We start from the raw sequence: 26,487 nt of genomic DNA, 5'->3' as shown, positions 1-26,487 counted from the left end.
AGATATCGTTAAAGTGAAAAGGGTCGATTTGTTTGAGAACACCTTTATATACAGCATTAGCACAGCATGCGGAAAAGAAGCCTTATTCTTTTCACGTTCCAGGACATCACAATGGAGATGTCTTTTTTGATGAGGCACGGTCTCACTATGCTTCAATCCTTCAATTGGATGTGACGGAGCTTGAAGGCCTAGATGATCTTCATCACCCGACTGGGGTCATCCAAGAGGCAGAACATTTATTGACTAAGCTATATGGTTCAGGTCAAAGCTTCTTCCTTGTGAATGGCACAACAGTCGGAAATTTGGCGATGGTGATGACAGCATGCCGCACGGGAGACGAGATTTTTGTCCAGCGTAATTGCCATAAGTCTGTCTTTCATGCGATCGAGCTTGCAGGGGCAACGCCTATTTTGATAGACGCTGAGATAGACGCACACTTGCACGTTCCAACACATGTGACGGATGATACAGTGAGAAAAGCCATAGCAAAACATCCTCATTGCCGGGCAATCGTTTTGACTTATCCGAACTACTACGGACACGCAGCTGATTTATCAAAGCTGATTCACATGTGTCATGAAGCAGGTATGGTTGTTTTGGTTGATGAGGCACATGGTGCGCATTTTGTCTTAGCCGGTGCCTTTCCTCCATCTGCTCTTTCCTATGGAGCGGACGTGGTGGTACAATCAGCACATAAAACCCTTCCGGCAATGACGATGGGTTCCTATCTTCATCTTCAAGGGGACCTAATCGATGCGAAGCGTTTGAAAACCTTGCTCACGATGCTTCAAAGTAGTTCGCCCTCTTATCCAATTATGGCCTCATTAGATGTAGCAAGAGCTTATGTCGAGGAGATCAAAGGAAAAGGGACATTGGATGTAATCATGAAAGAACTGACAGAGCTGAAAGATCAGTTCAACCGTCTGACCCATCTTGAAGTGGTTGAACCTGACTCGCTACATTCCGATCCTTTAAAATGCGTCATTCGATCAACAAAAGGACTGACTGGTTACGAACTAAAGCAGGTGCTTGAATCAGTGGATGTTCATCCAGAGCTTGCGGACGAACATCAGGTTTTACTTGTACTTAGCTTAGAACAGAGGCAGAACGTTCCTTTCAAGCGGATTGAGCAGGCTCTTAAGCAAAGTGATTCATTGCTCAAAGGAAAAAAACATATCCAAAATGAGACGATATCTATTGAGACTGATGTACAAAATCAAGACATAGAGGCTGTCCCATTTGAACATGCAGCAGGCCGGATGAGTGCAGAATCCATTATTCCCTATCCACCTGGAATTCCTTTGATGATTAAGGGAGAGCGTATTGAAAAAGAACAAATTGAGGCGTTAAGCCGTTTGCTTGGTCACGAGGTTCATATTCAAGCAAGTCAGGTCATTCATCAGAGAAAATTATATGTTTATATAGAAGAGGAGACACTATGAGTGGTATGTTTATTACGTTTGAAGGGCCAGAGGGTGCCGGAAAAACGACAGTGATACGAAAAGTGTACGAAGAAATGGAACGTCAAGGATATGCAGTGATGGCGACACGCGAGCCGGGTGGGATTGACATTGCTGAACAGATCCGTGAAGTCATTTTAAATGAAAAAAATACAAAAATGGATGCGAAAACAGAGGCATTGCTGTATGCAGCAGCAAGAAGGCAGCATTTGGCTGAAAAGGTAGAACCGGCATTGCAGCGCGGAGAGACAGTCTTGTGTGATCGTTTTGTTGATAGCTCTCTTGCTTATCAAGGCTATGCGAGAGGACTTGGAATTGACCAAGTCAGATCAATTAACGACTTTGCTATTGATGGCACGATGCCGCAAATGACGATTTACTTTTCCATTACACCTGAGGAAGGGCTAAAGCGAATTCACGCCAATCAAGGAAGAGAAAAGAATCGATTAGACATGGAGACGCTGAATTTCCACCAGTTGGTCAGAGAAGGCTATGAACTACTTATTGCGCAATCACCAGAACAATTCCATGTAGTGGATGCTTCTCAGCCAATGCAAGATGTCTATGAAGAAGTACTTCGAGTGATTCAGGACACATTAAAGAAAAATCAAAAATGATCTCATTCCCAATCGTTGTTATAATATAGAGGAAGACATCGGCATGTCACCTGTGCCTAAAACAAAGGAGGCCAATCAAATGAAATTAATTGTTGCCGTTGTACAGGACCAAGATAGCAGCAAGTTGTTGAAAATATTGACTGAACATCAATTCGGCGTGACAAAATTAGCTTCAACTGGTGGGTTTTTAAAGTCTGGGAATACGACTTTTATCATTGGTTGTGATGATGTCCGAGTGGATAAAGCGTTACAGCTTATAAAAGAAAATTGCCGTAAACGTGATCAAATGATTGCACCTGTATCTCCAATGGGTGGTAACGCAGATTCATATGTACCATACCCTGTTGAGGTTGAAGTTGGTGGAGCTACTGTCTTTATTCTGCCAGTTGAACAATTTCATCAATTCTAAGGATGGGTTGCTGTGAAAATTAATCAAGATATGCGGCTGCTTTTAGAAAAGCGTGAACTCCAAGGCATGAAAGGAAGCCAGACATCTGCCTCTTTTAAAGCATCGATGGAGACGCAAAGCGGCAAAATGCGCTTAGAGCAGCTGACGGTTATGCTGAGTGATATCGAAGTGTTCGGTAAAAAGCTGACAAAGTCACGAAACTTAAAGGACTTGGCTAGGTTTAAAGGTCTTGTGAAGCGCTTTGTGAAAGAGACAGTCGATAATGGGTTAAATATAGAAACATCAAGAAGCTTTGACATTTATGGCAACACGCGTACACTCGCTTTAGTCAAAGCATTAGATGAAAAGCTGATTGAATTAACAGAGGATATGATGGACCAAGAGAAGCCATCTATTGATTTGCTTGAACGTATTGGAGAAATAAAAGGTTTATTGATTAACCTTTACACATAGAGAGTGATAACATGGCAATTAGCTGGGATGACATGAATGAGTTGCAGCCGCGCGTCATGCGGCTGATTTTTAATAGTATTGATAAAGATCGACTTGCGCATGCCTACTTATTTGAAGGAAAAAAGGGTACTGGTAAGCGGGATGCTGCGATGCTTTTGGCTAAGAGTTTTTTTTGCTTGGAATCAGGAGTGAAACCGTGTGAATCCTGTCAAAACTGCAAGAGGATTGAGTCAGGTAACCATCCCGATTTACATCTCGTGCAGCCTGATGGTCAATCAATTAAGAAAGCGCAAGTACAGGCATTGCAAGAGGAATTTACAAAAGCAGGTGTGGAATCTCACCGAAAAATGTATATCATTCTTCATGCGGACAAAATGACGGTTAATGCCGCGAACAGTTTATTAAAGTTCCTAGAGGAGCCTAACCGGGAAACGATGGCAATTTTAATCACTGAGCAATCGCATAAAATGTTGGATACGATTATTTCAAGATGTCAGATGCTCAGCTTTCAGCCGCTGCAGCCACAATCCTTGGAGCAGCAGCTATTACAAGAAGGCGTATCTCAGCATCTTGCAAGGCTTTTGTCGAATTTAACCAACAATTTAGCAGAAGCACTCGAATTAAGTCGAAATGATCAGTTTGCAGAGTCTAGAGCGAAAGTGATAAAATTGTATGAAGTCTTACACCAGCGAAAAGAACATGCATTTTTTTATATACAGGATCAATGGATGCCTTTTTTCAAAGAGAAAGACCTTCAAGAAACAGGTCTGGATATGCTTTTATTTATATATCGTGATGTATTGTCGATTCAAATAGGAAATGAAGATAAAGTCATTTATCAAGACTTATTCCAGACAATGAAGCAGCACGCGCTGCATTCCACACAGCAGATGGTGACGAACCAGATCCTTGCTGTATTAGAAGCGAAAAAGAGACTTCAATCCAACGTGAATGCCCAAGGGCTGATGGAGCAATTGGTGTTGATGTTGCAGGAGGGATAAGCTTGTACAACGTAATTGGTGTTCGCTTTAAAAAAGCGGGCAAAATCTATTATTTCGATCCTAATGGATTTCATATAGAAAATGATAGTTGTGTCATTGTAGAGACGGTCAGAGGAGTTGAGTACGGACAAGTGGTCATCGCTAATAAAAAAGTAGATGAACACGATGTCGTTCTTCCTCTGCGTAAGGTGATTCGTGTAGCAGACGAACGAGACCGACTCATCGTTGAGGAAAACAAAGAAGCAGCGATGACAGCCTTTGATACATGTCTTCAGAAGGTAAGTGAACACGGTCTTGAAATGAAACTGGTTGATGTTGAATTTACATTTGACCGAAACAAGGTCATTTTCTACTTCACAGCGGATGGCAGAGTAGATTTCCGTGAGCTAGTGAAGGATCTTGCATCGATCTTCAAAACGAGAATTGAACTTCGCCAGATTGGTGTAAGAGACGAGGCAAAAATGCTGGGTGGCATAGGACCTTGCGGGCGAATGCTTTGCTGTTCGACATTCTTAGGAGACTTTGAACCAGTATCCATTAAGATGGCAAAAGATCAAAACCTGTCGCTAAATCCCACAAAAATTTCAGGGCTTTGCGGTCGTTTGATGTGCTGCTTGAAATATGAGAATGATGAGTATGAAACAGCGAAAGAACAATTGCCGGATATCGGTGAAACGATTCAAACATCTAGTGGCTCTGCAAAGGTAGTAGGGCTCAACATTTTAGAACGAATTTTGCAAGTTGAATTAACCGGGCAAGAAAAAGTGGTAGAATATACTTGGGAAGAATTATTACAAGAAGGCGTTGTATCTGCACAAACAACTGAGTAACGAGGTGTGCCACCTTGGATAAAAAGGAACTATTTGATACGGTGATCAATTTAGAAGAACAAATTGGTTCTCTTTATCGCCAGTTAGGTGATTTGAAAAATCATATCGGTGAAGTGATTGAAGAAAATCATCAGCTGCAGATGGAGAATCAGCACTTGCGTGAACGTCTGGATCAGTCCGATCGGGACAAATCGTCTGAGACAGAGAATGATTCTGCTCAGAAACCAGGTCATTCTGATATAGGAGAAGGTCATGATAATCTGGCTCGGTTATATCAGGAGGGCTTCCATATTTGCAATGTACATTATGGAAGCATACGTAAAGAGGGAGACTGTTTGTTCTGTCTGTCATTTTTAAATAAAAAATGAGAAAAGGCTTCCGCTGAATCGGAAGCCTTTTTCACAGGAAAAGAAAGGATACATCATGGTTTCGTTAAGAGAAGATGAACGATTAGATTATTTGCTCGCCGAAGATATGAAAATTATTCAAAGTAAAACGGTTTTCGCCTTTTCATTGGACGCAGTGTTATTAGCAAAATTTGCGTATGTGCCCATCCAAAAAGGAGAGATCATTGATCTTTGCACGGGAAATGGCATTGTGCCATTGCTGCTTTCGACTCGATCTAAGGCTTCCATTACTGGGGTCGAAATTCAAGAGCGGCTGTTTGATATGGCAAAAAGAAGTGTGGCGTATAATCAACTTGAAAAGCAGATAGAACTGATTCATGGCGATCTGAATGATATGCCAGCACGCTACGGCAATCACAAAGTAGATGTCATCACATGTAATCCACCATATTTTAAGACACCTTCTAAAGAAGAAATCAATGAGAATGAATACTTGGCCATTGCTCGGCATGAAATTCATTGTACATTAGAAGATGTCATTCGCGTTTCTTCCACGCTGCTGAAGCAAGGAGGGAAACTGGCGATGGTTCATCGGCCGGGACGGCTGCTTGAGATTGTGGAATTGATGAAGAAGTACCGAATTGAGCCAAAACGAATTCAATTTGTTTATCCCAAACAGGGGAAAGAAGCCAATACCATCTTAGTAGAGGGGATAAAAGATGGAAAACCAGATCTGAAAATTCTCCCGCCTCTTTTTGTTTATGGAGATGATCAAGAGTATACTGAGGAAATCAGGACGATACTGTATGGAGAAGCATAATCATTATTTCTATGTATTGAAATGTGCAGACGGCAGCCTATATGCAGGTTATACAAATGATTTACAAAAAAGACTGACGACCCACAATAGTGGAAAGGGAGCAAAGTATACAAGAGCAAGACGGCCAGTTGAGCTGTATTATCATGAATGTTTTGCAACCAAAAGAGAAGCCATGCAGCAAGAATATCGTTTCAAAACGTGGACACGGAAAAAGAAAGATCTTTATATAGAAGAAATGCGTATTGAAAAGGAGGCGGCACATGAAAACACAGAAAAGCTTTGATGGTCAATCAGATATGGGCATTCTATATCTCGTCCCAACCCCAATTGGCAATTTAGAAGATATGACGTTTCGAGCCATACAAACATTAAAAGATGTAGACTATATTGCCGCAGAGGATACAAGACAAACGAAAAAACTTTGTCATGTCTATGAAATTGATACGCCATTAACGAGTTATCATGAGCATAACAAAGACAGTAGCGGCCACAAGTTGATCGAATGGTTAAAAGAAGGAAAAAACATCGCACTCGTGAGCGATGCTGGTTTACCGACGATCTCTGATCCAGGTGCTGAAGTGGTCCGTGACTTTACGAATATCGGCGGTTATGTCGTTCCGTTACCTGGAGCAAATGCTGCACTTACAGCACTCATTGCCTCAGGGATCACGCCACAGCCATTTTTCTTTTATGGATTTCTTGACCGACAAAAAAAGGAAAAGAAAAAACAGCTCGAAGCTTTGAAGAAGCGTCAAGAAACAATCATTTTCTATGAAGCGCCTCATCGGTTAAAAGAAACGCTGACTTTGATGAAGGAAGTGTGGGGCAACCGGAATATCGCCATTACGAGAGAACTAACGAAAAAATTTGAAGAGTTTATTCGTGGAGATTTAGAGTCTGTGCTGACATGGGCGGTAGAGAATCAAATCCGAGGTGAATTCTGTCTAGTCGTACAAGGTAACGATCAAGATGAAGAAGAGCTAAATGAAGAAGCCTGGTGGAAGTCCTTATCTGAAAAGGAACACGTAATCCATTACATAGAGGAAGGATTAACGTCGAAGGAAGCGATTAAACGTACAGCCGTCGAACGCGGTGTACCAAAGCGCACCATATACGATGCCTATCATATTGAACAATAAAGAAAGGTTCTTGCAAACGGTGCAAGAACCTTTTTTATATCAAACTTATTTTTGTGATTGAAGTTGGTTTTGGATTTCGTTAATGATTTGCTCTGCACCTTCACGGCTAAGAACTAATTTACCATTAGCAAGTTTAAGGTTATCGTCTGATACTTCACCTGTAACTTGGCAAGTCATGTTTGGTTTATATTTTTTTAGGATAATTTTTTCATCATCAACATAAATTTCCAAAGCGTCTTTTTCAGCGATTCCTAGAGTACGGCGAAGTTCGATTGGAATCACCACGCGCCCTAATTCGTCAACTTTACGTACAATACCTGTAGATTTCATCTTCATTCTCCTCCCAAAGAGTTCTTATTCTTAATATAATATTATCTTCGTCATTATTCGACAAATTCCTTACATTCATAGCATAACAAGGTTTCCATAAATCGTCAATCATTTTGTTTACTATTGTTTGTAAAATATGACTCTTAAAGTCAAAAGACCTTGAAACTACTGATTTATAAGGATTTTGCGGCTTTTTTCTATGAAAATATGAGAAATGACGAGTTCAGATTAACAAGACTTTTGCCCTAAATTAGACAATTGTAAATCTGGAGATAGATTTCATACGACAATATTCGACAAAATGTCGACAGGTTTGTCGTTTTTTTCGAAAAACTCATCTTTTTCGATCATTTCATCTTGTTCTATGTATATATGCTTGATCTTAAAGGCTAAGATGGTATCATAGAGAAAGCACAAGTGCAAAATTTAATAAATGGATCTAACACATTTTCATGTAATGATGATAACCGCTCTCGTCCATTGGGCGGGAGTTTTTGACATTTATACACGCAGGAGGTTCCAACATGCCGGAAAAGAAAAAAACGTTCTATCTGACAACACCTATTTACTATCCGAGCGGAAAATTACATATTGGACATGCTTATACGACAGTAGCAGGGGATGCTATGGCTCGTTATAAACGTCTTCAAGGCTATGATGTGATGTATTTAACGGGTACAGATGAGCACGGACAAAAAATTCAGCAAAAAGCTGAAGAACAAAACATCACACCGATCGAGTATTTAGATCCTGTCGTAGCAGACATTCAATCACTATGGAAGAAACTCGACATTTCCAATGATGATTTCATCCGTACAACAGAAAAAAGACATACGAAAATCATTGAGCAAGTATTTCAAAAGCTGCTTGATCAAGGCGATATTTATTTAGACCAATATGAAGGCTGGTACAGTATTCCTGATGAGACATTCTATACGGAAACACAGCTTGTGGATGTTGAGCGGAATGAAAAAGGAGAAGTCACTGGCGGGAAAAGCCCTGACAGCGGACATCCTGTCGAATTAATTAAAGAGGAATCATATTTCTTCCGTATGAGTAAGTATGCGGATCGTTTACTAGACTATTACGAAAAGAATCCAACGTTCATTCAGCCTGAATCAAGAAAGAATGAAATGATCAATAACTTCATCAAACCAGGTTTAGAGGATCTAGCTGTATCAAGAACAACCTTTGACTGGGGAATTAAAGTTCCAAACAATCCAAAGCACGTCATCTATGTATGGATTGATGCGTTGTTCAACTATTTAACTGCGATTGGTTACGGTACTGATCAGGATGAAAAATATAAAAAATATTGGCCTGCCAACGTGCACCTCGTAGGGAAAGAAATTGTTCGTTTTCATACGATTTATTGGCCAATTATGCTGATGGCACTCGATCTGCCGCTGCCGAAACAAATTTTCGCACACGGCTGGCTGTTGATGAAAGATGGTAAGATGTCTAAATCAAAAGGGAACGTAGTAGATCCGGTCACATTAATAGATCGCTACGGTCTTGATGCCCTTCGTTATTACCTCCTTCGTGAAGTACCATTTGGTGCGGATGGTGTGTTTACACCAGAAGGATTCGTGGAACGTGTAAACTATGACCTTGCCAATGACTTAGGTAACTTGCTTAACCGTACAGTTGCGATGGTTCAAAAATATTTTGACGGTACATTAAGCAGCTATAAGGGTCCAGTTAATGAGTTTGATGAGGAGCTTAAAGCAGTAGCTGAGCAAACAGTCAAAGCCTATGAAGAAGCGATGGAAAACCTTGAATTCTCTGTGGCTCTTTCAAATGTTTGGACATTAATCAGCAGAACCAATAAATATATTGACCAGACAGCTCCTTGGGTGCTGGCAAAGGATGAAACAAAACGAAAAGAGCTGCATTCTGTCATGTATCATTTAGCAGAATCACTCCGCATCACAGCAGTGCTCTTAACGCCTTTCCTAACGAAAACACCTGAGAAAATTTTCTTCCAGCTTGGCATTGAAGAAGAGAAGCTTAAAAGCTGGGATAGCATTCTATCTTTCGGTGCGATTCAACAAGCGACGGTACAAAAAGGCGAACCTTTGTTCCCGCGTTTAGAGGTTGAAGAAGAAGTAGCATATATTAAAGAGAAAATGCAGGGAAGTGCACCAAAGGTAGAAGAAAAGAAAGTAGAAATAGAAGAAACAGAATTACCTGAGCTAGGAGCAGAAATTGCTTTTGATGATTTCTCAAAAGTTGATCTTCGAGTCGCACAGGTACTGGAAGCAGCCCCAGTGAAAAAAGCAGATCGTCTCTTAAAGCTGCAGCTTGATTTTGGATTTGAAAAGAGACAAATTGTTTCGGGGATAGCCAAGCATTATCAACCTGAGGAATTAGTAGGGAAGAAGCTCGTCTGTGTAGCAAATCTCACACCAGTTAAACTCAGAGGGGAAATTTCCCAGGGAATGATTTTAACTGGAGAAACTAGCGGGAAATTGCAGGTTCTTGAAGTGGATCAATCTCTAGCAAATGGAACAAAAATTTTATAAATCAACAAAGGTGTTCCACGTGTAACATTTCGTCGAACACCTTTTGTTTTTTAGAAGAATTGTCGAAAGGAGCAATCAACGATGTTATTTGATACACATGCCCACTTAAATGCGGAACAATATAATAAAGACTTAGAGCAGGTGATCGAAAGAGCGAAGAGTGAAAAAGTCGAAAAAATCGTAGTGGTAGGGTTTGACCGCCCGACAATTACGAGAGCAATGGAATTAATTGAAGAGTATGATTTCATCTATGCAGCCATTGGCTGGCACCCAGTCGACGCCATCGATATGACAGATGAGGATTTGCTGTGGATCAAAGAATTATCTCAACATGAAAAAGTCGTTGCAATTGGAGAAATGGGTCTCGATTACTATTGGGACAAGTCGCCAAAAGATGTGCAAAAAGAAGTCTTTAGACGTCAAATTGCTCTTGCGAAGGAAGTGAATCTTCCGATCATTATTCATAATCGTGACGCAACGGAAGATGTCGTGACGATCTTAAAGGAAGAGGGAGCGGCTGAAGTTGGAGGGATTATGCATTGCTTTACTGGCAGCCTAGAAATCGCAAAAGCGTGTATGGATATGAACTTTTATATTTCATTCGGTGGACCCGTGACATTTAAAAATGCCAAAAAACCGAAGGAAGTTGTCAAAGACATACCAAGTGACCGACTTTTGATTGAAACAGACTGCCCATACTTAACACCAGCGCCATTTAGAGGAAAACGCAACGAGCCAAGTTATGTGAAATATATCGCAGAACAAATTGCGGAGTTACGAGAAATAAGCTTTGAAGAGCTTGCTGAATTGACCACAAAAAATGCGAAAAAAGTTTTCGGTATAAACTGACAGTATATGATGTCAATCCTTGTTTAAGCTTGTCCATTTGTGAAACATAACGAAAATGTTCTACACGTTTACGCCTCTTCATAGGATAAGTTGTCGATAAGTCTTTCTTCCCTTCCTTCCATTAATCTCCCATAATAGGGTTACAATCGAGCATTTTTGTACAGTGGGTGGAAGGGTTGACAGGTTTTGAGATACTCTATATAATCTCTCCGAGGAGAAGGAGGCGTTTTTCATCGTACAAAAAATGAAAAATCTGTTTTCTGTTAAGCTAGGAAAAGGCAAGGTTTTATTACTAGTTGTTTGCTTGCTTTTAGCTGGAACTGGGACGGCTTACGGTGCGCATGAGCTCACTAAGCAGTCTATTACCATTTCAATCAATGGTAAAGAGAAGACAATTCGTACACATGAAGAGACAGTAGCGCAGCTGTTTTCAGACCTTGGAATAAAGACCAAGGCGGAGGATCATATCTCTCCAAGTCTAAATACAAAGATTGAAGACAACATGAACATTGTGTATGATGCGGCTATACCGGTTCATCTGACCCTAGATGGGAAAGAGAAAACGATATGGACAACAGATCAGACGGTTGGAGCATTATTGAAGAATGAGAAGATAGATATTGGGAAGCACGATCAAGTAACTCCAGGAAAGAATAACAAGATTAAAAAGGATATGGATCTTGTGGTTCAGCAGGCCTTCCAGGTCAGCGTAAATGATGGAGGAAAAGAGAAAAAAGTGTGGACCACTTCGACTACGGTCGCTGACTTTTTAAAGCAACAAGAGCTGAAGCTCAAGAAGCACGATAAGATCAAACCTGCGTTACATAGTCACATTTCTAATAAAAGCGCAGATATCCAGATCACTCGGGTGGAAAAAGTCACCGATGTAGTGGAAGAGAAAATTGCTTTTGATACCAAACATAAAAAGGATCGTTCTCTTGAAAAAGGAAAAGAGAAGGTGCTTAAAAAAGGTGAAGAAGGTAAATTGAAGAAGCACTATGCCATTGTGAAAGAAAACGGCAAAGTGGTGTCTAAAGAATTGATTAAAGAAGTGACTGAAAAAGATAGCAAGGATCGTTTAGTGGCCATTGGTACACAAGAGTCCCAAAAAGAGCCTAAAGCGACACCTGCCGTTTCAAGAAGCAATGAATCGTCAGGAAAAGAATTTTATGTGACGTCGACAGCCTATACAGCGAGCTGTGCTGGATGTACGGGCAGAACGTCAACTGGCTATAATTTAAAATCAAATCCAGGTGCAAAGGTCATAGCAGTTGATCCGAGTGTCATTCCGCTAGGCTCTAAAGTGTATGTGGAAGGCTATGGATATGCCGTTGCATCAGACACTGGATCTGCTATAAAAGGGAATAAAATTGATGTGTTCGTCCCAAATAAGTCGGCAGCTTATCAATGGGGAAATAAACGAGTGAAAATTAGAGTACTCAAATAAACACATCAAATCATTTATATGAACAGAGGGCTTTGCGCACCCTCTGTTTTTTTGGTTATAATAGAAGCACTGTTTTCTAATTAATTAGACGCAAAAACAGCAAGAAAGGTTTCATTTTTTAACCAAAAATTGTTTATTGTTTTTGCAAGCGGAGGAATACATGAAAATCAAAGAAATCATTGTGGTGGAAGGTCGTGACGACACTGCGAGAGTGAAGATGGCAGTTGATGCAGATACGATCGAAACAAACGGATCAGCCATTGGCGATACAGTTATTCAACAAGTGCGTCTTGCTCAGGAGACGAGAGGGGTCATTATTTTAACTGATCCTGATTTCCCTGGGGAGAAGATCCGGAAAACCATCGCAGAAGCGGTTCCTGGCTGTAAGCACGCATTTTTGCCAAAACATCTTGCGAAGGCGAAGCGGGACAAAGGAATTGGTGTCGAGCATGCTTCCTTGGACAGTATTCGGGAATGCCTTGCCCATGTCCATGAGGAAATGGAAGTAACGGAAAGTGACATTACATTAGATGACTTATTTGACGCAGGCCTAATCGGAGGCGAATCATCGAAACGCCGCAGAGAACGACTAGGTGTGCTATTAAATATAGGATATACCAATGCGAAGCAGCTGCATAAGCGCCTTCACATGTTCCAAATAACCAAACATGATTTTATTGCGGCCTTAAAGACCGTCATGCAGGAGGAAGCCGATGAATAAAGATATAGCGACACCCATCAGAACGAAGGAAATACTGAAGAAATACGGTTTCTCTTTTAAAAAGAGCTTAGGGCAGAACTTTTTAATTGATACAAATATACTCGATCGTATTGTCGATCACGCAGAGGTGACGGATGAGACCGGCGTGATTGAGATTGGGCCTGGTATCGGTGCATTGACCGAGCAGCTCGCTAAGCGTGCAAAGAAAGTCACTGCTTTTGAAATCGATCAGCGGTTATTGCCCATTTTAAACGATACACTTTCTCCATATGATAATGTTACGATCATTCATCAAGACGTATTAAAGGCAGATGTGGGAAAGGTCATCGAGGAAAACTTTGCTGACTGTAAAGAAGTGATGGTTGTCGCCAACCTTCCGTATTACGTGACGACACCGATTATTATGAAGCTGCTTGAAGAAAACCTTCCATTGAAAGGGATTGTAGTCATGCTGCAAAAAGAAGTAGCAGATCGTATGGCCGCTGTCCCTTCATCAAAGGAATACAATTCGCTGTCTATCGCAGTTCAATACTATACGGAAGCGAAAACGGTGATGGTTGTGCCTAAAACGGTTTTCGTTCCACAGCCAAATGTCGATTCGGCTGTGATCAAGCTGACCGTTCGTGAAACGCCTGCTGTCTCAGTAGAAAATGATGAGTTTTTCTTTCAATTGATCCGTGCGAGCTTTGGTCAGCGCCGAAAAACATTGATGAATAATCTCATGAACAACTTACCTGATGGAAAGCAACATAAAGCGATCATTGAAGAAGCACTTCAAACAGCAGACATTGATGGAAAGCGCCGCGGCGAGTCATTATCCATTGAGGAATTTGCCCGTTTGGCGAATGTTTTACAAAAAGCCCTGTCTTAAGGGCTTTTTTCTTTTGTTTTTCACCACTTCGTTTGTTCGGGCATAGGCTAGAAAGAACAGCACCATGAAAGACGAACATATTTAGCGCAAGACGATACCAACAGGATATGAGCCTGATTGTGGAGTGAAAAGCATGCAATTTCAAATAGGAGATATGGTGACAAGGGCATCCTATCAAATGGATATTTTGTTTCGAATTATTCGAATTGATGAGACCGATCAGCACGAAGCCACCGCCATATTGCATGGGAATGAAGTGAGGCTGATTGCTGATGCCAAGTTGTCAGATCTCGTCAAGGTTCAAAAAGAGGAACAGCTGACTAGAGAGAAAAATGACGAAAGAAAAATCAATGAATCGCTCGATTTACTAAGACAGGATTATCAGCTGCTGCGGGAAAAACAAGAGTATTATACTTCTGGACAATATCAGCATCAGGAGCAGTATTTTCACATGCCTGGAAAGGTCCTTCATTTAGATGGAGATGCTTCATACTTAAAGAAATGCTTAGATGTATATGAACGAATTGGAGTACCTGTGTATGGGGTGCATTGCCATGAGAAGAAAATGCCAAGCATGATTGACTCGTTAATTGATCAATATCGGCCAGATATATTGGTTATCACAGGACATGATGCGTATTCCAAGCAAAAGGGCGGCGTACATGATATCAGTGCATATCGTCATTCTCGGCATTTCGTTGAAACGGTTCAAAAAGCCAGACGGAAAATCCCTCATTTAGATCAGCTTGTGATCTTTGCTGGTGCCTGTCAATCTCATTTCGAATCATTGATCCAAGCAGGTGCCAATTTTGCGAGCTCGCCTTCCCGTGTGAATATCCATGCGCTCGACCCCGTCTATATCGTTGCGAAGATCAGCTTCACTCCATTTGTAGATCGAATCAACGTGTGGGATGTGCTCCGAAATACATTAACAAGAGAAAAAGGGCTCGGAGGCATCGAGACGAAGGGTGTTCTAAGGGTAGGTATGCCATATAAAAGAGATCATGAATCGACATAACCCGACTGATTTCAGTCTGGTTTTTTTTATGTTCAAAAAGAAATTGCAAAAGGATACATAATTCACCGGAAATTGAGAAAAATAGGGAGGAGAAAAGGTAGAAGTTTGTCAAAATTATTTTGTTGACAATGGCTCGTGTTCGTTGATATAATTTAATTTTTATTTGACAAAAACGGGCCGTTGTTGTATAATTATCTCAGTGAGGTGGATGCAATGGCGAAGACTTTGTCCGACATCAAAAGATCGCTTGATGGTAACTTAGGTAAACGTTTGACGTTAAAGGCTAACGGGGGCCGCCGTAAAACAATTGAGCGTTCGGGCATTTTAGCTGAAACGTACCCTTCTGTATTTGTGATTCAATTAGATCAAGATGAGAATTCGTTTGAAAGAGTTTCTTATAGTTATGCAGATATACTGACTGAGACGGTCGAATTAACGTTCGATGATACCGCTAGCTCAGTCGCCTATTAATGGGCAGTGAACTTTTTGTTTACTGCTTTTTGTTTTGCCTTTTTTTCTGAATGGGAGTCTGTCCATTTTTTGAAAGGGGTAAAAGAAAGGATTCGATACAAAATAAGAAAGCCACACAAGCGGTGGCACTGATTCGAATTCTCGACTAAAGGGGCTGTTTCGTTTGGGTAGACGCCGAGGCATTATGTCAGATGAGTTCAAATACGAGCTGGCGAAGGATCTTGGATTTTATGATACCGTCAAAAATGGAGGCTGGGGAGAGATTCGTGCGCGTGACGCAGGTAATATGGTCAAACGTGCCATTGAATTAGCTCAACAGCACATGGCTCAGGATGAGAATCAACGATAGAAAAACGGTCAGGGATACCTCGGGTGTCTCTGGCTTTTTTTGATGAAAAAGTCAGTGTGCTCAGCGTAAAAGCCTATATTCATCAGATCGATCAAATGTGATACAATATTGATACTTATGTTTAGATGGAGAAGTAGGTGAAATGTTTGCGTATTTTAGAAAAAGCACCGGCGAAAATTAATCTCTCACTTGATGTTCATGGAAAAAGACCGGATGGATATCACGAAGTGGAGATGGTGATGACAACAATAGACCTTGCAGATCGACTTGAGCTGACGGAGCTGGACAAGGATGAAATTCGTGTATCATCTCATAATCGATTCGTGCCAGATGATCAGCGTAATTTGGCTTATCAGGCGGCTAAATTACTTAAAACAAGGTTCGGTATTCAAAAAGGTGTATCCATTGTCATCACAAAAACAATTCCAGTCGCAGCAGGGTTAGCTGGAGGCAGCAGTGATGCAGCAGCAGCACTTCGCGGCTTAAATCGTTTGTGGAAGCTGAACCTCACGTTAGATGAACTAGCTGAGCTTGGAGCGGAGATCGGCTCAGATGTGTCCTTTTGTGTTCACGGAGGCACAGCACTAGCGACAGGACGTGGAGAAAAGCTGCAGCATATTGCAACACCGCCGCATTGCTGGGTGATTTTAGCGAAGCCGGTGATTGGGGTATCTACAGCTGAAGTCTATAGACAATATGACGCAAGCAAAGTAGAACACCCGAATGTAAAGCGTATGATTGAAGCGATTGAAGCGAAAGATTATAAAGAGATGTGCGGCTCACTCGGAAATGTTCTAGAGTCTGTGACATTAAAGATGTATCCAGAAGTAGATATGATCAAAAGACAGATGAAGCGTTTCGGTGCTGACGCTGTTTTAATGAGTGGAAGCGGCCCTACAGTATTTGGCTTGATTCAATATGAATCGAAGGTACAAAGAATATATAACGGACTGAGAGGGTTTTGTGATCAAGTATACGCTGTCCGCATGATCGGCGAACAAAATGCCCTTGATTAAATCCGTATATTAAGTTATATTTATCATAAATTATTCGGGTTCTGGGGGTAAGTTCATGAAGTTTCGTCGAAGCGGCAGATTGGTGGACTTAACAAATTATTTGTTAGCCCACCCGCACGTACTAGTACCGTTAACTTTTTTTGCAGAAAGATATCAATCTGCGAAGTCCTCCATTAGTGAAGACTTAACGATTATCAAACAGACCTTCGAACAGCAGGGAATAGGCACGTTGCTTACTGTACCTGGTGCTGCTGGCGGAGTGAAATATATTCCAAAGATTCACCTAAAAGAAGCAGACGACGTGGTAAACGATATCGGAGAAGCTCTATCGACTCCTGAACGTGTACTTCCTGGCGGTTATTTATATTTAACCGATGTTTTAGGGAATCCTTCAATCCTTGCGAAAATCGGTAAGCTATTTGCGACCATCTTTGCAGATCGTGCGATTGATGTCGTCATGACTGTTGCGACAAAGGGTATTCCTATTGCCTATTCTGTTGCGGGTTATTTAAATGTGCCGGTTGTGATCGTTAGAAAAGATAATAAAGTAACTGAGGGATCAACTGTAAGTATTAACTACGCGTCAGGTTCGTCTAATCGAATTCAAACCATGTCACTTGCAAAGCGGAGCTTAGATAAAGGATCCAATGTCCTGATCATTGATGACTTTATGAAAGCTGGCGGAACCATTAACGGCATGGTGAATTTGCTTGAGGAATTTAATGCAAATGTTGCAGGGATCGGTGTTCTTTTAGAAGATGAAGGCGTAGATGAACGTCTCGTTGATGAGTATGTATCGCTTTTAAAGCTTTCAACCATTGATATGAAGCAGAAGATCATTGAGATCAATGAAGGCAATTTCCACGAGTTTTTTCATTCGAAAGCTTAAGCATTGATAAACATGTAGTTGAATGGGAGAGATTGATATGACAAAAGTTGTTCAAACCAAACATGCACCAGCAGCCATTGGACCTTACTCTCAAGGGATTATTGTCAATAACATGTTTTACAGCTCCGGGCAGATTCCATTAACGGCAGCTGGAGACTTTGTAAATGGAGATATTAAAGAACAAACTCATCAAGTGTTCCGTAATCTTAAGGCCGTACTTGAAGCAGCAGGTGCTTCCTTTGAAACAGTCGTGAAAGCAACAGTTTTTATCAAAGATATGGAACAATTCGCAGAAGTAAATGAAGTGTACGGTGAGTATTTCCATACACATAAGCCAGCTCGTTCTTGTGTGGAAGTGGCAAGACTTCCTAAGGATGCACTCGTAGAAATTGAAGTGATTGCATTAGTAAAGTAAACAGGCAATCGTAACGAAAGCCGTTTGGTTTCATCATATGCAGGAAAAGACATCATCATGATGTCTTTTTTTCGCGCAGAGAATGTAAGCGTCGTCACGAAGATGACAAAAAATGTATAAATATCCCGATATTTCAAAAAAAGTTTAAAAAAAGAGCAGGAGAATCACCACAATCGTTGAATACCTAAGTAATGCTTTTATATTGGGAAAAGGTGGTGAACTACTGTGGAAGTTACTGACGTAAGATTACGCCGCGTGAATACCGATGGTCGCATGAGGGCGATTGCATCCATCACGCTGGACCACGAATTTGTTGTTCATGATATTCGTGTGATTGATGGAAACAATGGCTTGTTTGTTGCAATGCCTAGCAAACGCACGCCTGATGGAGAGTTTCGCGACATTGCACATCCAATTAATTCAGGTACTCGGGGAAAAATCCAAGATGCTGTATTAAATGAATATCATCGCTTAGGCGAAGAGGAAGAGACAATTGAATATGAAGAAGCTGGAGCTTCTTAATGATACGTTAACCTAAAAAGGCAGCTTTAAGAGAAAATGGATGTTTTCTTTTAAATGCTGTCTTTTTTGCGTTTTTCCTCATGTGTCTTATATGTTTCATCCGTTAGAAAAATATTGTACTTCCTCATGTATCCTTGAAATCAGTCCTTATTTAGGATATATTTTTCTATGGATAATAGGGATATTGGAGGCCAATCAATGGATAAGCGGTTCGCAGTGATTTTAGCAGCGGGAAAAGGAACGAGAATGAAGTCAAAGCTATACAAAGTACTTCATCCAGTTTGCGGAAAGCCAATGGTCGAGCATGTGGCAGATGAAGCGTTAAAGCTTTCTTTAGCCAAGCTAGTGACGATTGTCGGTCATGGAGCAGAGAACGTCAAAGAGCAGCTTGGAGACAGAAGTGAGTATGCACTTCAAGAAGAACAGCTGGGAACAGCACATGCCGTCAAGCAAGCAAAGTCGTTCCTTGCGCAGGAAAAGGGAACAACCATTGTCATTTGTGGTGATACGCCATTATTGACAGCGGAAACAATGGAAGCTATGTTGAGCGAGCATCAAAAACATCAAGCGAAAGTCACTATTTTAACAGCACATGCGGATGACCCGACAGGTTATGGTCGTATTATTCGTGACGAAACCGGTGCTGTCGTGAAAATTGTGGAGCATAAAGATGCGAATGATGCGGAACGTCAAGTGAATGAAATTAATACAGGGACTTATTGTTTTTCAAATGAAGATCTCTTCCGTGTGATTGAGCAAGTGTCGAATGAAAATGCACAGGGCGAATACTATTTGCCAGATGTCATTGAAATTTTAAAGAATGAAGGACAAACGGTTGCAGCATATCAAACACCGCATTTTGAAGAAACACTTGGAGTCAATGATCGTATCGCTCTATCACAAGCAGAGCAATTCATGAAGCGACGTATTAATCATCAGCATATGAAGAATGGTGTGACCTTGATTGATCCTGAGAACACGTATATTTCACCTGATGCAGTGATCGGTGAAGATACAATGATTTATCCTGGGACGGTCATCAAAGGGAATGTGAAAATCGGTGCAGACGCCACTATTGGGCCAAACACTGAAATTGTTGACAGCATCATCGGAGACCGCACAGTGATTAAGCAATCTGTCGTCTGCGATAGTGAGGTTGGAGTCGATGTGACAATTGGGCCGTTTGCTCATATTCGCCCGTTGTCGAAAATTGGCGATGAAGTGAAGATCGGGAATTTTGTCGAAATCAAGAAAACGGTTTTCGGTGACCGCAGCAAAGCATCTCATCTAAGCTATATTGGAGATGCAGAGGTCGGAACTGATGTAAACCTTGGCTGTGGATCTATTACAGTCAACTATGATGGGAAGAACAAATTCTTAACGAAGATTGAAGATGGCGCTTTTATTGGCTGTAATTCTAATCTCGTGGCACCAGTCACTGTCGGAAAAGGGGCATATGTTGCAGCTGGTTCAACGGTTACAGAAGATGTACCGCAGGATGCATTGTCTATTGCTAGAGCAAGACAAGTCAATAAAGAAGATTATGTGAAAAATATTCATAAAAAATAATCCAAATACCCGGAGGTTTACCATGTCTAATCGTTATGCTGATGCGAATTTAAAGATATTCTCTTTGAATTCAAACCCTGAACTTGCGAAAGAAATTGCCGATCGTATCGGAGTTGATGTAGGAAAGAGCTCTGTTAAACGCTTTAGTGACGGTGAAGTCCAAATCAATATTGAAGAAAGTATCCGCGGCTGTGATTGTTATGTCATTCAATCCACTAGTGCGCCAGTGAATGAGCACATTATGGAGCTGCTCATTATGGTAGATGCACTAAAACGCGCTTCTGCGAAAACGGTCAATATTGTGATCCCTTATTACGGATATGCACGTCAAGATCGTAAGGCAAAACCTCGTGAGCCAATCACTGCGAAGCTATTTGCGAACTTACTTGAAACAGCGGGTGCTACACGTGTCATTGCACTTGATCTTCATGCGCCGCAAATCCAAGGTTTCTTTGATATTCCAATCGATAACTTAATGGCTGTGCCAATCTTAACAAACTATTTCGAACAGAAAAACTTGAATGATATCGTCGTTGTGTCTCCTGACCACGGTGGTGTAACACGTGCGCGTAAAATGGCAGATCGCCTGAAAGCGCCAATCGCAATTATCGACAAACGTCGTCCAAAGCCAAACGTTGCTGAAGTGATGAACATCATTGGTAACATTGAAGGCAAAACGGCGATTCTCATCGATGATATCATTGATACAGCTGGTACCATTACACTTGCTGCAAATGCACTTGTGGAAAATGGAGCGGCTGAAGTCTATGCTTGCTGTACTCACCCAGTATTGTCTGGACCAGCAGTAGAACGTATCACAAATTCTAAAATTAAAGAATTAGTTGTGACAAACAGTATTCACTTAACAGATGACAAGAAAGTTGGAAAATTCATTCCACTTTCAGTTGGTCCTTTGCTTGCAGAAGCCATCATCCGTGTACATGAAGAAGAATCTGTGAGCTACCTTTTCAGCTAATTTTCTGATTAAAAAAGGCCCTAGGCATCCGCTTAGGGTCTTTTTGCTATCATCATTCACAGCAAATAGGTTTAAAATGATTCGGTTATGGGTAATTATGAGAGTAGTGACAAAAATGAAATAGGATGGTGCTGAATATGGCAACTTTAAAAGCAAATAAAAGAACTGATTTCAAACGTTCCACACTGCAAAAAATCCGTCATTCAGGACACGTTCCTGGTGTCATATACGGAAAAAATACAGACAACCTGGCTGTTTCACTAGACAGCATCGATTTATTAAAGACCTTACGTGATGAAGGGAAGAATACAATCATCACACTAGACGTGAACGGTGAAACAAAATCTGTGATGGTCACAGAATTACAAACAGACCCGCTGAAAAATGAGCTTGTCCATGCAGATTTCCAAGTGGTCGATTTACAGCGTGAAATTGAAGCGGATGTACCTGTTCAACTGATTGGCGAATCTAAAGGAGTTAAAGATGGCGGTGTGCTTCAGCAGCCACTATTTGAACTATCCATTACAGCGAAACCAAAAGATATCCCTCAGCATATAGAAGCAGATATTACAAACTTAGAAGTGAATGATGTCCTAACAGTCGCTGATTTGTCTGTTCAGTCATCATATCAAGTGAATAACGATCCAGAAGAAGTCGTGGCATCCATTTTACCGCCTCAGCAATCAGAGGTTCCTGAACCAGATAGCACAGAGGAACCAAAAGAACCTGAGGCCATTAAAGAAAAGGATAACGATGGAGAATAACTGGTCATTTAGAGACGTAACCCTCCCGCGGTTGCGTCTTTTGTGCTAGAATGAAAAGAATTCATACGTTTTACATGAGGCAATCCTATTGGCTCATTTTTTAGGCGTGTGCTTTGTGACAAAGGAGGTTATTGGTTTCATGCTTGCATTCGTTGGATTAGGTAATCCAGGAAAAGAATATGAAAAAACAAGACATAATGTCGGGTTTATGACAATAGAAGAATTATCGAAAAAATGGGACATCCCTTTAAATCAGTCAAAATTCAATGGACTGTTTGGAACAGGGTTTGTTTCAGGGCAAAAGGTTCTACTTGTAAAGCCGCTTACATATATGAACTTATCAGGAGAATGCGTGCGTCCGCTAATGGATTACTATGATATTCCTCTTGAACATTTGAAAGTCATCTATGATGATCTTGATTTGCCAACTGGCCGGATTCGTTTGCGTACAAAAGGAAGTGCTGGCGGGCATAATGGAATCAAATCGTTGATTCAGCATTTAGGGTCACCTGAGTTTGATCGATTCCGTATTGGCATTGGACGCCCTCAAAATGGCATGAAGGTCGTCGATTACGTGCTAGGACGCTTTTCAGAAGAGGAGCAGCCTGACATTGCATCAGCCATTCAGGCGTCTGTTGAAGCTTGTGAGTCGGCTTTAACTAAGCCATTTTTAGAAGTGATGAATGATTTTAACAAAAAGGTATAAGAATGATAAGCAAAGCACATACTGATCATAAAATCTCAGCATGGGAGGATCACGTATGGCTTTGCATTATTACTGCCGGCACTGTGGTGTAAAGGTTGGCAGTCTAGATGAATCCGCTGTTCAAAGTGAAGCACTTGGATTTCATCACTTAACAAATGAGGAAAGAAACGATATGATTTCTTATAGGGAAAATGGTGATTTACATGTACAAACCATTTGTGAGGATTGCCAAGAGGCGCTCGAAAGAAATCCTGATTACCATCAGTATCATACCTTTATTCAATAAAAAGCTTTGGTGTAGATAATAGACCAAAGCGTTTTTCTGTTTTAAACAAGCAGGGAGGAGGAGCCAAATGAAAAATATACAATCATTTATCAAACAAAGTGATGATTTTCAGTCCATTTTTAATGGGCTAAAGGAAGGGTTAAAAGAACAGCTGCTCGCCGGACTATCAGGCTCCGTCAGATCTTTATTTACAGCCGCTATATCAGACGAACTTAAGCGGCCAATGTTTATTGTGACTCACAACTTGTATCAAGCGCAGAAGGTAACTGATGATCTTGCCAGTGTGATGTCAGATCGCTCGGTCCTTCTTTATCCTGTGAATGAACTCATTGCTTCAGAAATTGCCGTTGCAAGCCCTGAGCTCAGAGCACAGCGTCTAGATGTTCTGAACCGGCTGGCGAATGGAGAAAACCCCATTATCGTCACCCCGGCTGCTGCGGTGCGTCGAATGCTTCCGCCAGTTGAGCTCTGGAAGGAGAGTCAGATCCATTTAAAGCTTGGTGAAGAAATTGATTTGGAGGCGTTTTCAAAACAGCTTGTACAAATCGGTTATGACCGGACGTCAATGGTTGCTGCGCCCGGAGATTTTAGTGTGCGCGGAGGAATCATAGATATTTATTCGTTAACGGAAGATCATCCAATTCGTATTGAGCTGTTTGATACAGAAGTAGACTCAATTCGAACATTCCACTCGGATACACAGCGTTCATTAGAAACACTTCAAGAAATTAAAATCGGTCCCGCAAAAGAGCTGATTGTGAGAGGGCCTGAACGAGTGAGAGCCATTGAACAGCTTGATCAAGGACTTGCGAAGAGCTTAAAGAAATTCAACTCGGACCAGCAAAAAGAATTGCTGCATCAACATATTTCTGCTGATCGAGAGAAGCTGCTAGAAGGTATCGTGACACAGGAAATGACGAAGTACCTGTCCTATTTCTATGAAAAACCTGCTAGTTTGCTAGATTACACTTCACAGGATACGATTATTATTTTAGATGAAATTAGCAGGATTCAGGAGATGGAAGAACAGCTTGAGCAGGAAGAAGCCGATTGGACAATTAGCCTGCTTGAAGAAGGCAATATTCTTCATGATTTATCCCTTTCTTTCCCGTTCCAACAACTGATCAATCAGCAATCGCGGTCGATTCTGTACTACTCCTTGTTCCTGAGACATGTCCAGCAGACAAATCCGCAAAATATCGTCAATGTATCTAGTAAGCAAATGCAGAATTTCCACGGTCAGATGAATGTGCTTGCAAGTGAAATTGAACGCTACAAAAAACAACAATATACAGTTGTCTTCTTAGGTGCGGATGAAGAGCGGACAGACAAACTGTCTTCTGTCTTACATGATTATGACATTGAAGCCGCTCTTGCCAAGCCGGACGCAGAGCTTGTAAGCGGGCAGGTGTATATTTTACAAGGTGAGCTGCAAACAGGCTTTGAACTGCCGTTATCGAAAATTGCCGTGATCACAGAAGGCGAGCTCTTCAAGAAACGTGTGAAGAAGCAGGCGCGTAAGCAAAAGCTGACCAATGCAGAGCGAATTAAGAGCTATTCAGAGCTTCAAGTCGGCGATTACGTGGTGCACATTAACCACGGGATCGGTAAGTATTTAGGAATTGAAACGCTTGAAATCGGCGGCATTCATAAAGATTATTTAAATATTCATTATCAAGGAAGCGACAAGCTTTATGTACCGGTTGAACAAATTGATCAGGTACAGAAATATGTTGGATCAGAAGGTAAAGAACCAAAGCTGTACAAACTAGGCGGCAGCGATTGGAAACGTGTGAAGAAAAAAGTAGAGTCCTCTGTACAGGACATCGCAGATGATCTCATTAAGCTGTACGCAGAGCGTGAGGCAAGCAAAGGGTATGCCTTCTCGCCTGATCATGAGATGCAGCACCAGTTTGAATCAGCGTTCCCTTACCAGGAAACAGATGATCAAATCCGTTCGATTCATGAAATCAAACAAGACATGGAGCGGGAGCGTCCAATGGACCGCCTGCTTTGTGGAGATGTGGGATACGGAAAAACAGAAGTGGCGATTCGAGCCGCCTTCAAAGCGATTGCTGACGGGAAGCAAGTTGCTCTACTCGTGCCGACAACCATCTTAGCGCAGCAGCATTTTGACACGATTATGGACCGATTCCAAGACTATCCGGTCAAAATTGCTCAGCTGAGCCGTTTCCGTACAAGAAAAGAAACAACCGAAACGTTAAAAGGGTTGAAAAATGGAACGATTGATATGGTTATTGGTACACACCGTTTGCTTTCTAAAGATATTGTCTATAAAGACTTAGGTTTGTTGATTATTGATGAAGAGCAGCGTTTTGGTGTGACCCATAAAGAGAAAATTAAACAGATGAAAGCCAATATCGATGTACTGACATTAACGGCTACGCCAATTCCGCGTACGCTGCATATGTCTATGCTTGGCGTACGGGATTTATCGGTTATTGAAACACCGCCTGAAAACCGTTTCCCTGTTCAAACCTATGTGGTCGAGTACAATGGCGCTTTAGTCAGAGAAGCGATTGAGCGAGAACTAGCACGCGGTGGTCAAGTGTACTTCCTGTACAACCGTGTCGAGGATATTGAACGAAAAGCAGATGAAATCTCTATGTTAGTTCCAGATGCGAAAGTCAGCTATGCACATGGGAAAATGAGTGAGAACGAGCTGGAATCAGTGATGATCAATTTCCTTGAAGGTGAATCAGATGTATTGGTCAGTACCACCATCATTGAAACGGGAGTCGACATTCCAAATGTGAACACGCTCATCGTCTACGATGCGGATAAAATGGGGCTTTCTCAGCTGTACCAGCTAAGAGGACGAGTAGGACGCTCGAATCGGGTCGCATATGCTTATTTCACGTATCGAAAAGATAAAGTTCTTTCTGAAGTAGCAGAGAAGAGACTTCAAGCTATTAAAGAATTCACAGAGCTCGGATCAGGATTTAAAATTGCGATGCGTGATTTAACGATTCGAGGAGCAGGAAATTTACTTGGTGCACAGCAGCATGGATTCATTGATTCTGTTGGATTCGACCTCTATTCTCAAATGCTGAAAGAAGCCATTGAGGAAAGAAGAGGCGATACAACGGCTCAAGATAAATTCGAACCGGAAATCGATCTGCAAATCGATGCTTACATCCCGGACACTTACATTTCGGATGGGAAGCAAAAGATCGAGATGTATAAACAGTTCAGAGCGATTGGATCAATTGAAGAGCGAAAAGAGCTTCAAGATGAGATGATCGACCGATTCGGTGAATATCCGCAAGAAGTGGCGGACTTGTTCACGATTGCGACGATGAAAGTATACGCAGTGCAGGAACGTGTCGAACTGATCAAGATGGATAAAGGCATTGTCAGGCTCACCCTTGAAGAGCAATCAAGCAGTGAAATCGACGGTCAAAAATTATTTGCCCTCGGCAGTAAATATGGCCGTGATATTGGCCTAGGAATGGAAGGCAGCAAGCTGATTATTTCTGTCCAAACGAAAGGCAAGAAGACAGGGGAATGGCTTGAAATCGTTCTGAATATGCTTCGGGGTCTTCAAGATGTGAAAAAAGAAACCATTCCATCTTCATAAAAATTTGTTTGTCTCTCGTGTATATTACGGTTGATGTGACGGATACTAATCTCAGGGTCAAGTGGTGAATGTTGCATAAAGTGGAC

29 protein-coding genes are annotated in these 26,487 nt (G+C 41.4%); 28 read left to right on the top strand and 1 reads right to left on the bottom strand.

Annotation, left to right across the window (positions count from 1 at the left end; genetic code table 11):
* Nucleotides 1-32 precede the first annotated feature (32 nt).
* From MHH40_RS10290 to rsmI, 10 genes are all read left to right on the top strand, one after another.
* The gene (locus tag MHH40_RS10290; RefSeq protein WP_226804557.1) at nt 33-1,442 is read left to right on the top strand and encodes an aminotransferase class I/II-fold pyridoxal phosphate-dependent enzyme; all 1,410 of its coding nucleotides are present in this window, start codon (nt 33-35) and stop codon (nt 1,440-1,442) included.
* Nucleotides 1,439-2,077: a dTMP kinase gene (tmk, locus tag MHH40_RS10285; protein ID WP_340901036.1), complete on the top strand. Its 639-nt coding sequence runs from the start codon at nt 1,439-1,441 to the stop codon at nt 2,075-2,077. Before MHH40_RS10290 ends, tmk begins: the two co-directional genes overlap by 4 nt.
* 79 nt (nt 2,078-2,156) lie before the next feature.
* On the top strand, nt 2,157-2,486 hold the full coding sequence (locus MHH40_RS10280; RefSeq protein WP_012008640.1) for a cyclic-di-AMP receptor: 330 nt from the start codon (nt 2,157-2,159) through the stop codon (nt 2,484-2,486).
* 12 nt (nt 2,487-2,498) lie between these two features.
* A complete protein-coding gene (locus MHH40_RS10275) occupies nt 2,499-2,939 on the top strand; it encodes a YaaR family protein (protein ID WP_044140388.1) in 441 nt (146 codons plus the stop codon).
* Between the two features lie 11 nt (nt 2,940-2,950).
* Nucleotides 2,951-3,940 carry a DNA polymerase III subunit delta' gene (holB, locus tag MHH40_RS10270; protein WP_212046565.1) on the top strand — a complete coding sequence of 330 codons (990 nt, stop codon included), beginning with the start codon at nt 2,951-2,953 and terminating at the stop codon, nt 3,938-3,940.
* A 2-nt stretch (nt 3,941-3,942) separates the two neighbouring features.
* Nucleotides 3,943-4,770, top strand: a complete 828-nt coding sequence (locus MHH40_RS10265; protein WP_003217932.1) for a PSP1 domain-containing protein — start codon at nt 3,943-3,945, stop codon at nt 4,768-4,770.
* A gap of 14 nt (nt 4,771-4,784) precedes the next feature.
* On the top strand, nt 4,785-5,138 hold the full coding sequence (gene yabA, locus MHH40_RS10260; RefSeq protein ID WP_003217957.1) for a DNA replication initiation control protein YabA: 354 nt from the start codon (nt 4,785-4,787) through the stop codon (nt 5,136-5,138).
* Nucleotides 5,139-5,193: 55 nt separating this feature from the next.
* Nucleotides 5,194-5,937, top strand: a complete 744-nt coding sequence (locus tag MHH40_RS10255; RefSeq protein WP_044140390.1) for a tRNA1(Val) (adenine(37)-N6)-methyltransferase — start codon at nt 5,194-5,196, stop codon at nt 5,935-5,937.
* Nucleotides 5,924-6,220, top strand: a complete 297-nt coding sequence (locus tag MHH40_RS10250) for a GIY-YIG nuclease family protein (protein WP_003217970.1) — start codon at nt 5,924-5,926, stop codon at nt 6,218-6,220. The genes MHH40_RS10255 and MHH40_RS10250 overlap by 14 nt, the downstream gene beginning before the upstream one ends.
* Nucleotides 6,198-7,076: a 16S rRNA (cytidine(1402)-2'-O)-methyltransferase gene (rsmI, locus tag MHH40_RS10245; RefSeq protein ID WP_003217903.1), complete on the top strand. Its 879-nt coding sequence runs from the start codon at nt 6,198-6,200 to the stop codon at nt 7,074-7,076. The genes MHH40_RS10250 and rsmI overlap by 23 nt, the downstream gene beginning before the upstream one ends.
* 45 nt (nt 7,077-7,121) lie before the next feature.
* Here the strand turns inward: rsmI and MHH40_RS10240 are convergent, their stop codons facing one another.
* Nucleotides 7,122-7,412: an AbrB/MazE/SpoVT family DNA-binding domain-containing protein gene (locus tag MHH40_RS10240; RefSeq protein WP_087975202.1), complete on the bottom strand. Its 291-nt coding sequence runs from the start codon at nt 7,410-7,412 to the stop codon at nt 7,122-7,124.
* A gap of 518 nt (nt 7,413-7,930) precedes the next feature.
* Here MHH40_RS10240 and metG point away from each other — a divergent pair.
* From metG to mfd, 18 genes are all read left to right on the top strand, one after another.
* On the top strand, nt 7,931-9,931 hold the full coding sequence (metG, locus tag MHH40_RS10235; protein WP_340901033.1) for a methionine--tRNA ligase: 2,001 nt from the start codon (nt 7,931-7,933) through the stop codon (nt 9,929-9,931).
* 81 nt (nt 9,932-10,012) lie between these two features.
* Entirely contained in the window at nt 10,013-10,780 is a 768-nt protein-coding gene (locus tag MHH40_RS10230; protein ID WP_340901032.1) for a TatD family hydrolase, read from the top strand.
* A 244-nt stretch (nt 10,781-11,024) separates the two neighbouring features.
* Nucleotides 11,025-12,227 carry a G5 and 3D domain-containing protein gene (locus MHH40_RS10225; protein WP_050945796.1) on the top strand — a complete coding sequence of 401 codons (1,203 nt, stop codon included), beginning with the start codon at nt 11,025-11,027 and terminating at the stop codon, nt 12,225-12,227.
* 160 nt (nt 12,228-12,387) lie between these two features.
* Entirely contained in the window at nt 12,388-12,948 is a 561-nt protein-coding gene (rnmV, locus tag MHH40_RS10220) for a ribonuclease M5 (protein ID WP_012008650.1), read from the top strand.
* Complete coding sequence (rsmA, locus tag MHH40_RS10215) at nt 12,941-13,819, top strand: 16S rRNA (adenine(1518)-N(6)/adenine(1519)-N(6))-dimethyltransferase RsmA (protein WP_251191533.1); 879 nt, start codon at nt 12,941-12,943, stop codon at nt 13,817-13,819. Before rnmV ends, rsmA begins: the two co-directional genes overlap by 8 nt.
* A gap of 133 nt (nt 13,820-13,952) precedes the next feature.
* A complete protein-coding gene (yabG, locus tag MHH40_RS10210) occupies nt 13,953-14,837 on the top strand; it encodes a sporulation peptidase YabG (protein ID WP_034620903.1) in 885 nt (294 codons plus the stop codon).
* A gap of 213 nt (nt 14,838-15,050) precedes the next feature.
* Nucleotides 15,051-15,308: a biofilm formation stimulator Veg gene (gene veg / locus MHH40_RS10205; RefSeq protein ID WP_003217979.1), complete on the top strand. Its 258-nt coding sequence runs from the start codon at nt 15,051-15,053 to the stop codon at nt 15,306-15,308.
* A gap of 163 nt (nt 15,309-15,471) precedes the next feature.
* Nucleotides 15,472-15,657, top strand: coding sequence for a small, acid-soluble spore protein, alpha/beta type (locus tag MHH40_RS10200; RefSeq protein ID WP_012008653.1), 186 nt, complete (start codon nt 15,472-15,474; stop codon nt 15,655-15,657).
* 146 nt (nt 15,658-15,803) lie between these two features.
* Entirely contained in the window at nt 15,804-16,673 is an 870-nt protein-coding gene (gene ispE / locus MHH40_RS10195) for a 4-(cytidine 5'-diphospho)-2-C-methyl-D-erythritol kinase (RefSeq protein ID WP_034620899.1), read from the top strand.
* Nucleotides 16,674-16,728: 55 nt separating this feature from the next.
* Entirely contained in the window at nt 16,729-17,562 is an 834-nt protein-coding gene (gene purR, locus MHH40_RS10190) for a pur operon repressor (protein ID WP_003217919.1), read from the top strand.
* Nucleotides 17,563-17,599: 37 nt separating this feature from the next.
* Nucleotides 17,600-17,977, top strand: a complete 378-nt coding sequence (ridA, locus tag MHH40_RS10185; RefSeq protein ID WP_003217959.1) for a 2-iminobutanoate/2-iminopropanoate deaminase — start codon at nt 17,600-17,602, stop codon at nt 17,975-17,977.
* A gap of 225 nt (nt 17,978-18,202) precedes the next feature.
* On the top strand, nt 18,203-18,499 hold the full coding sequence (gene spoVG, locus MHH40_RS10180; RefSeq protein ID WP_034324487.1) for a septation regulator SpoVG: 297 nt from the start codon (nt 18,203-18,205) through the stop codon (nt 18,497-18,499).
* A 198-nt stretch (nt 18,500-18,697) separates the two neighbouring features.
* Nucleotides 18,698-20,068 carry a bifunctional UDP-N-acetylglucosamine diphosphorylase/glucosamine-1-phosphate N-acetyltransferase GlmU gene (glmU, locus tag MHH40_RS10175; protein WP_003217924.1) on the top strand — a complete coding sequence of 457 codons (1,371 nt, stop codon included), beginning with the start codon at nt 18,698-18,700 and terminating at the stop codon, nt 20,066-20,068.
* Between the two features lie 22 nt (nt 20,069-20,090).
* On the top strand, nt 20,091-21,044 hold the full coding sequence (locus MHH40_RS10170) for a ribose-phosphate diphosphokinase (RefSeq protein WP_003217907.1): 954 nt from the start codon (nt 20,091-20,093) through the stop codon (nt 21,042-21,044).
* 137 nt (nt 21,045-21,181) lie between these two features.
* Nucleotides 21,182-21,808 carry a 50S ribosomal protein L25/general stress protein Ctc gene (locus tag MHH40_RS10165; protein ID WP_251191529.1) on the top strand — a complete coding sequence of 209 codons (627 nt, stop codon included), beginning with the start codon at nt 21,182-21,184 and terminating at the stop codon, nt 21,806-21,808.
* Between the two features lie 139 nt (nt 21,809-21,947).
* The gene (gene pth, locus MHH40_RS10160; protein WP_340901030.1) at nt 21,948-22,514 is read left to right on the top strand and encodes an aminoacyl-tRNA hydrolase; all 567 of its coding nucleotides are present in this window, start codon (nt 21,948-21,950) and stop codon (nt 22,512-22,514) included.
* A gap of 55 nt (nt 22,515-22,569) precedes the next feature.
* Nucleotides 22,570-22,800, top strand: a complete 231-nt coding sequence (locus MHH40_RS10155) for an anti-sigma-F factor Fin family protein (RefSeq protein WP_003217967.1) — start codon at nt 22,570-22,572, stop codon at nt 22,798-22,800.
* A gap of 67 nt (nt 22,801-22,867) precedes the next feature.
* On the top strand, nt 22,868-26,401 hold the full coding sequence (gene mfd, locus MHH40_RS10150) for a transcription-repair coupling factor (RefSeq protein ID WP_340901029.1): 3,534 nt from the start codon (nt 22,868-22,870) through the stop codon (nt 26,399-26,401).
* Nucleotides 26,402-26,487 lie beyond the last annotated feature (86 nt).

This window comes from Bacillus sp. FSL K6-2431, from assembly GCF_038005165.1.
Lineage (GTDB): Bacteria > Bacillota > Bacilli > Bacillales > Bacillaceae > Bacillus > Bacillus pumilus.
This window is presented reverse-complemented; position numbering and strand designations above follow the sequence as displayed.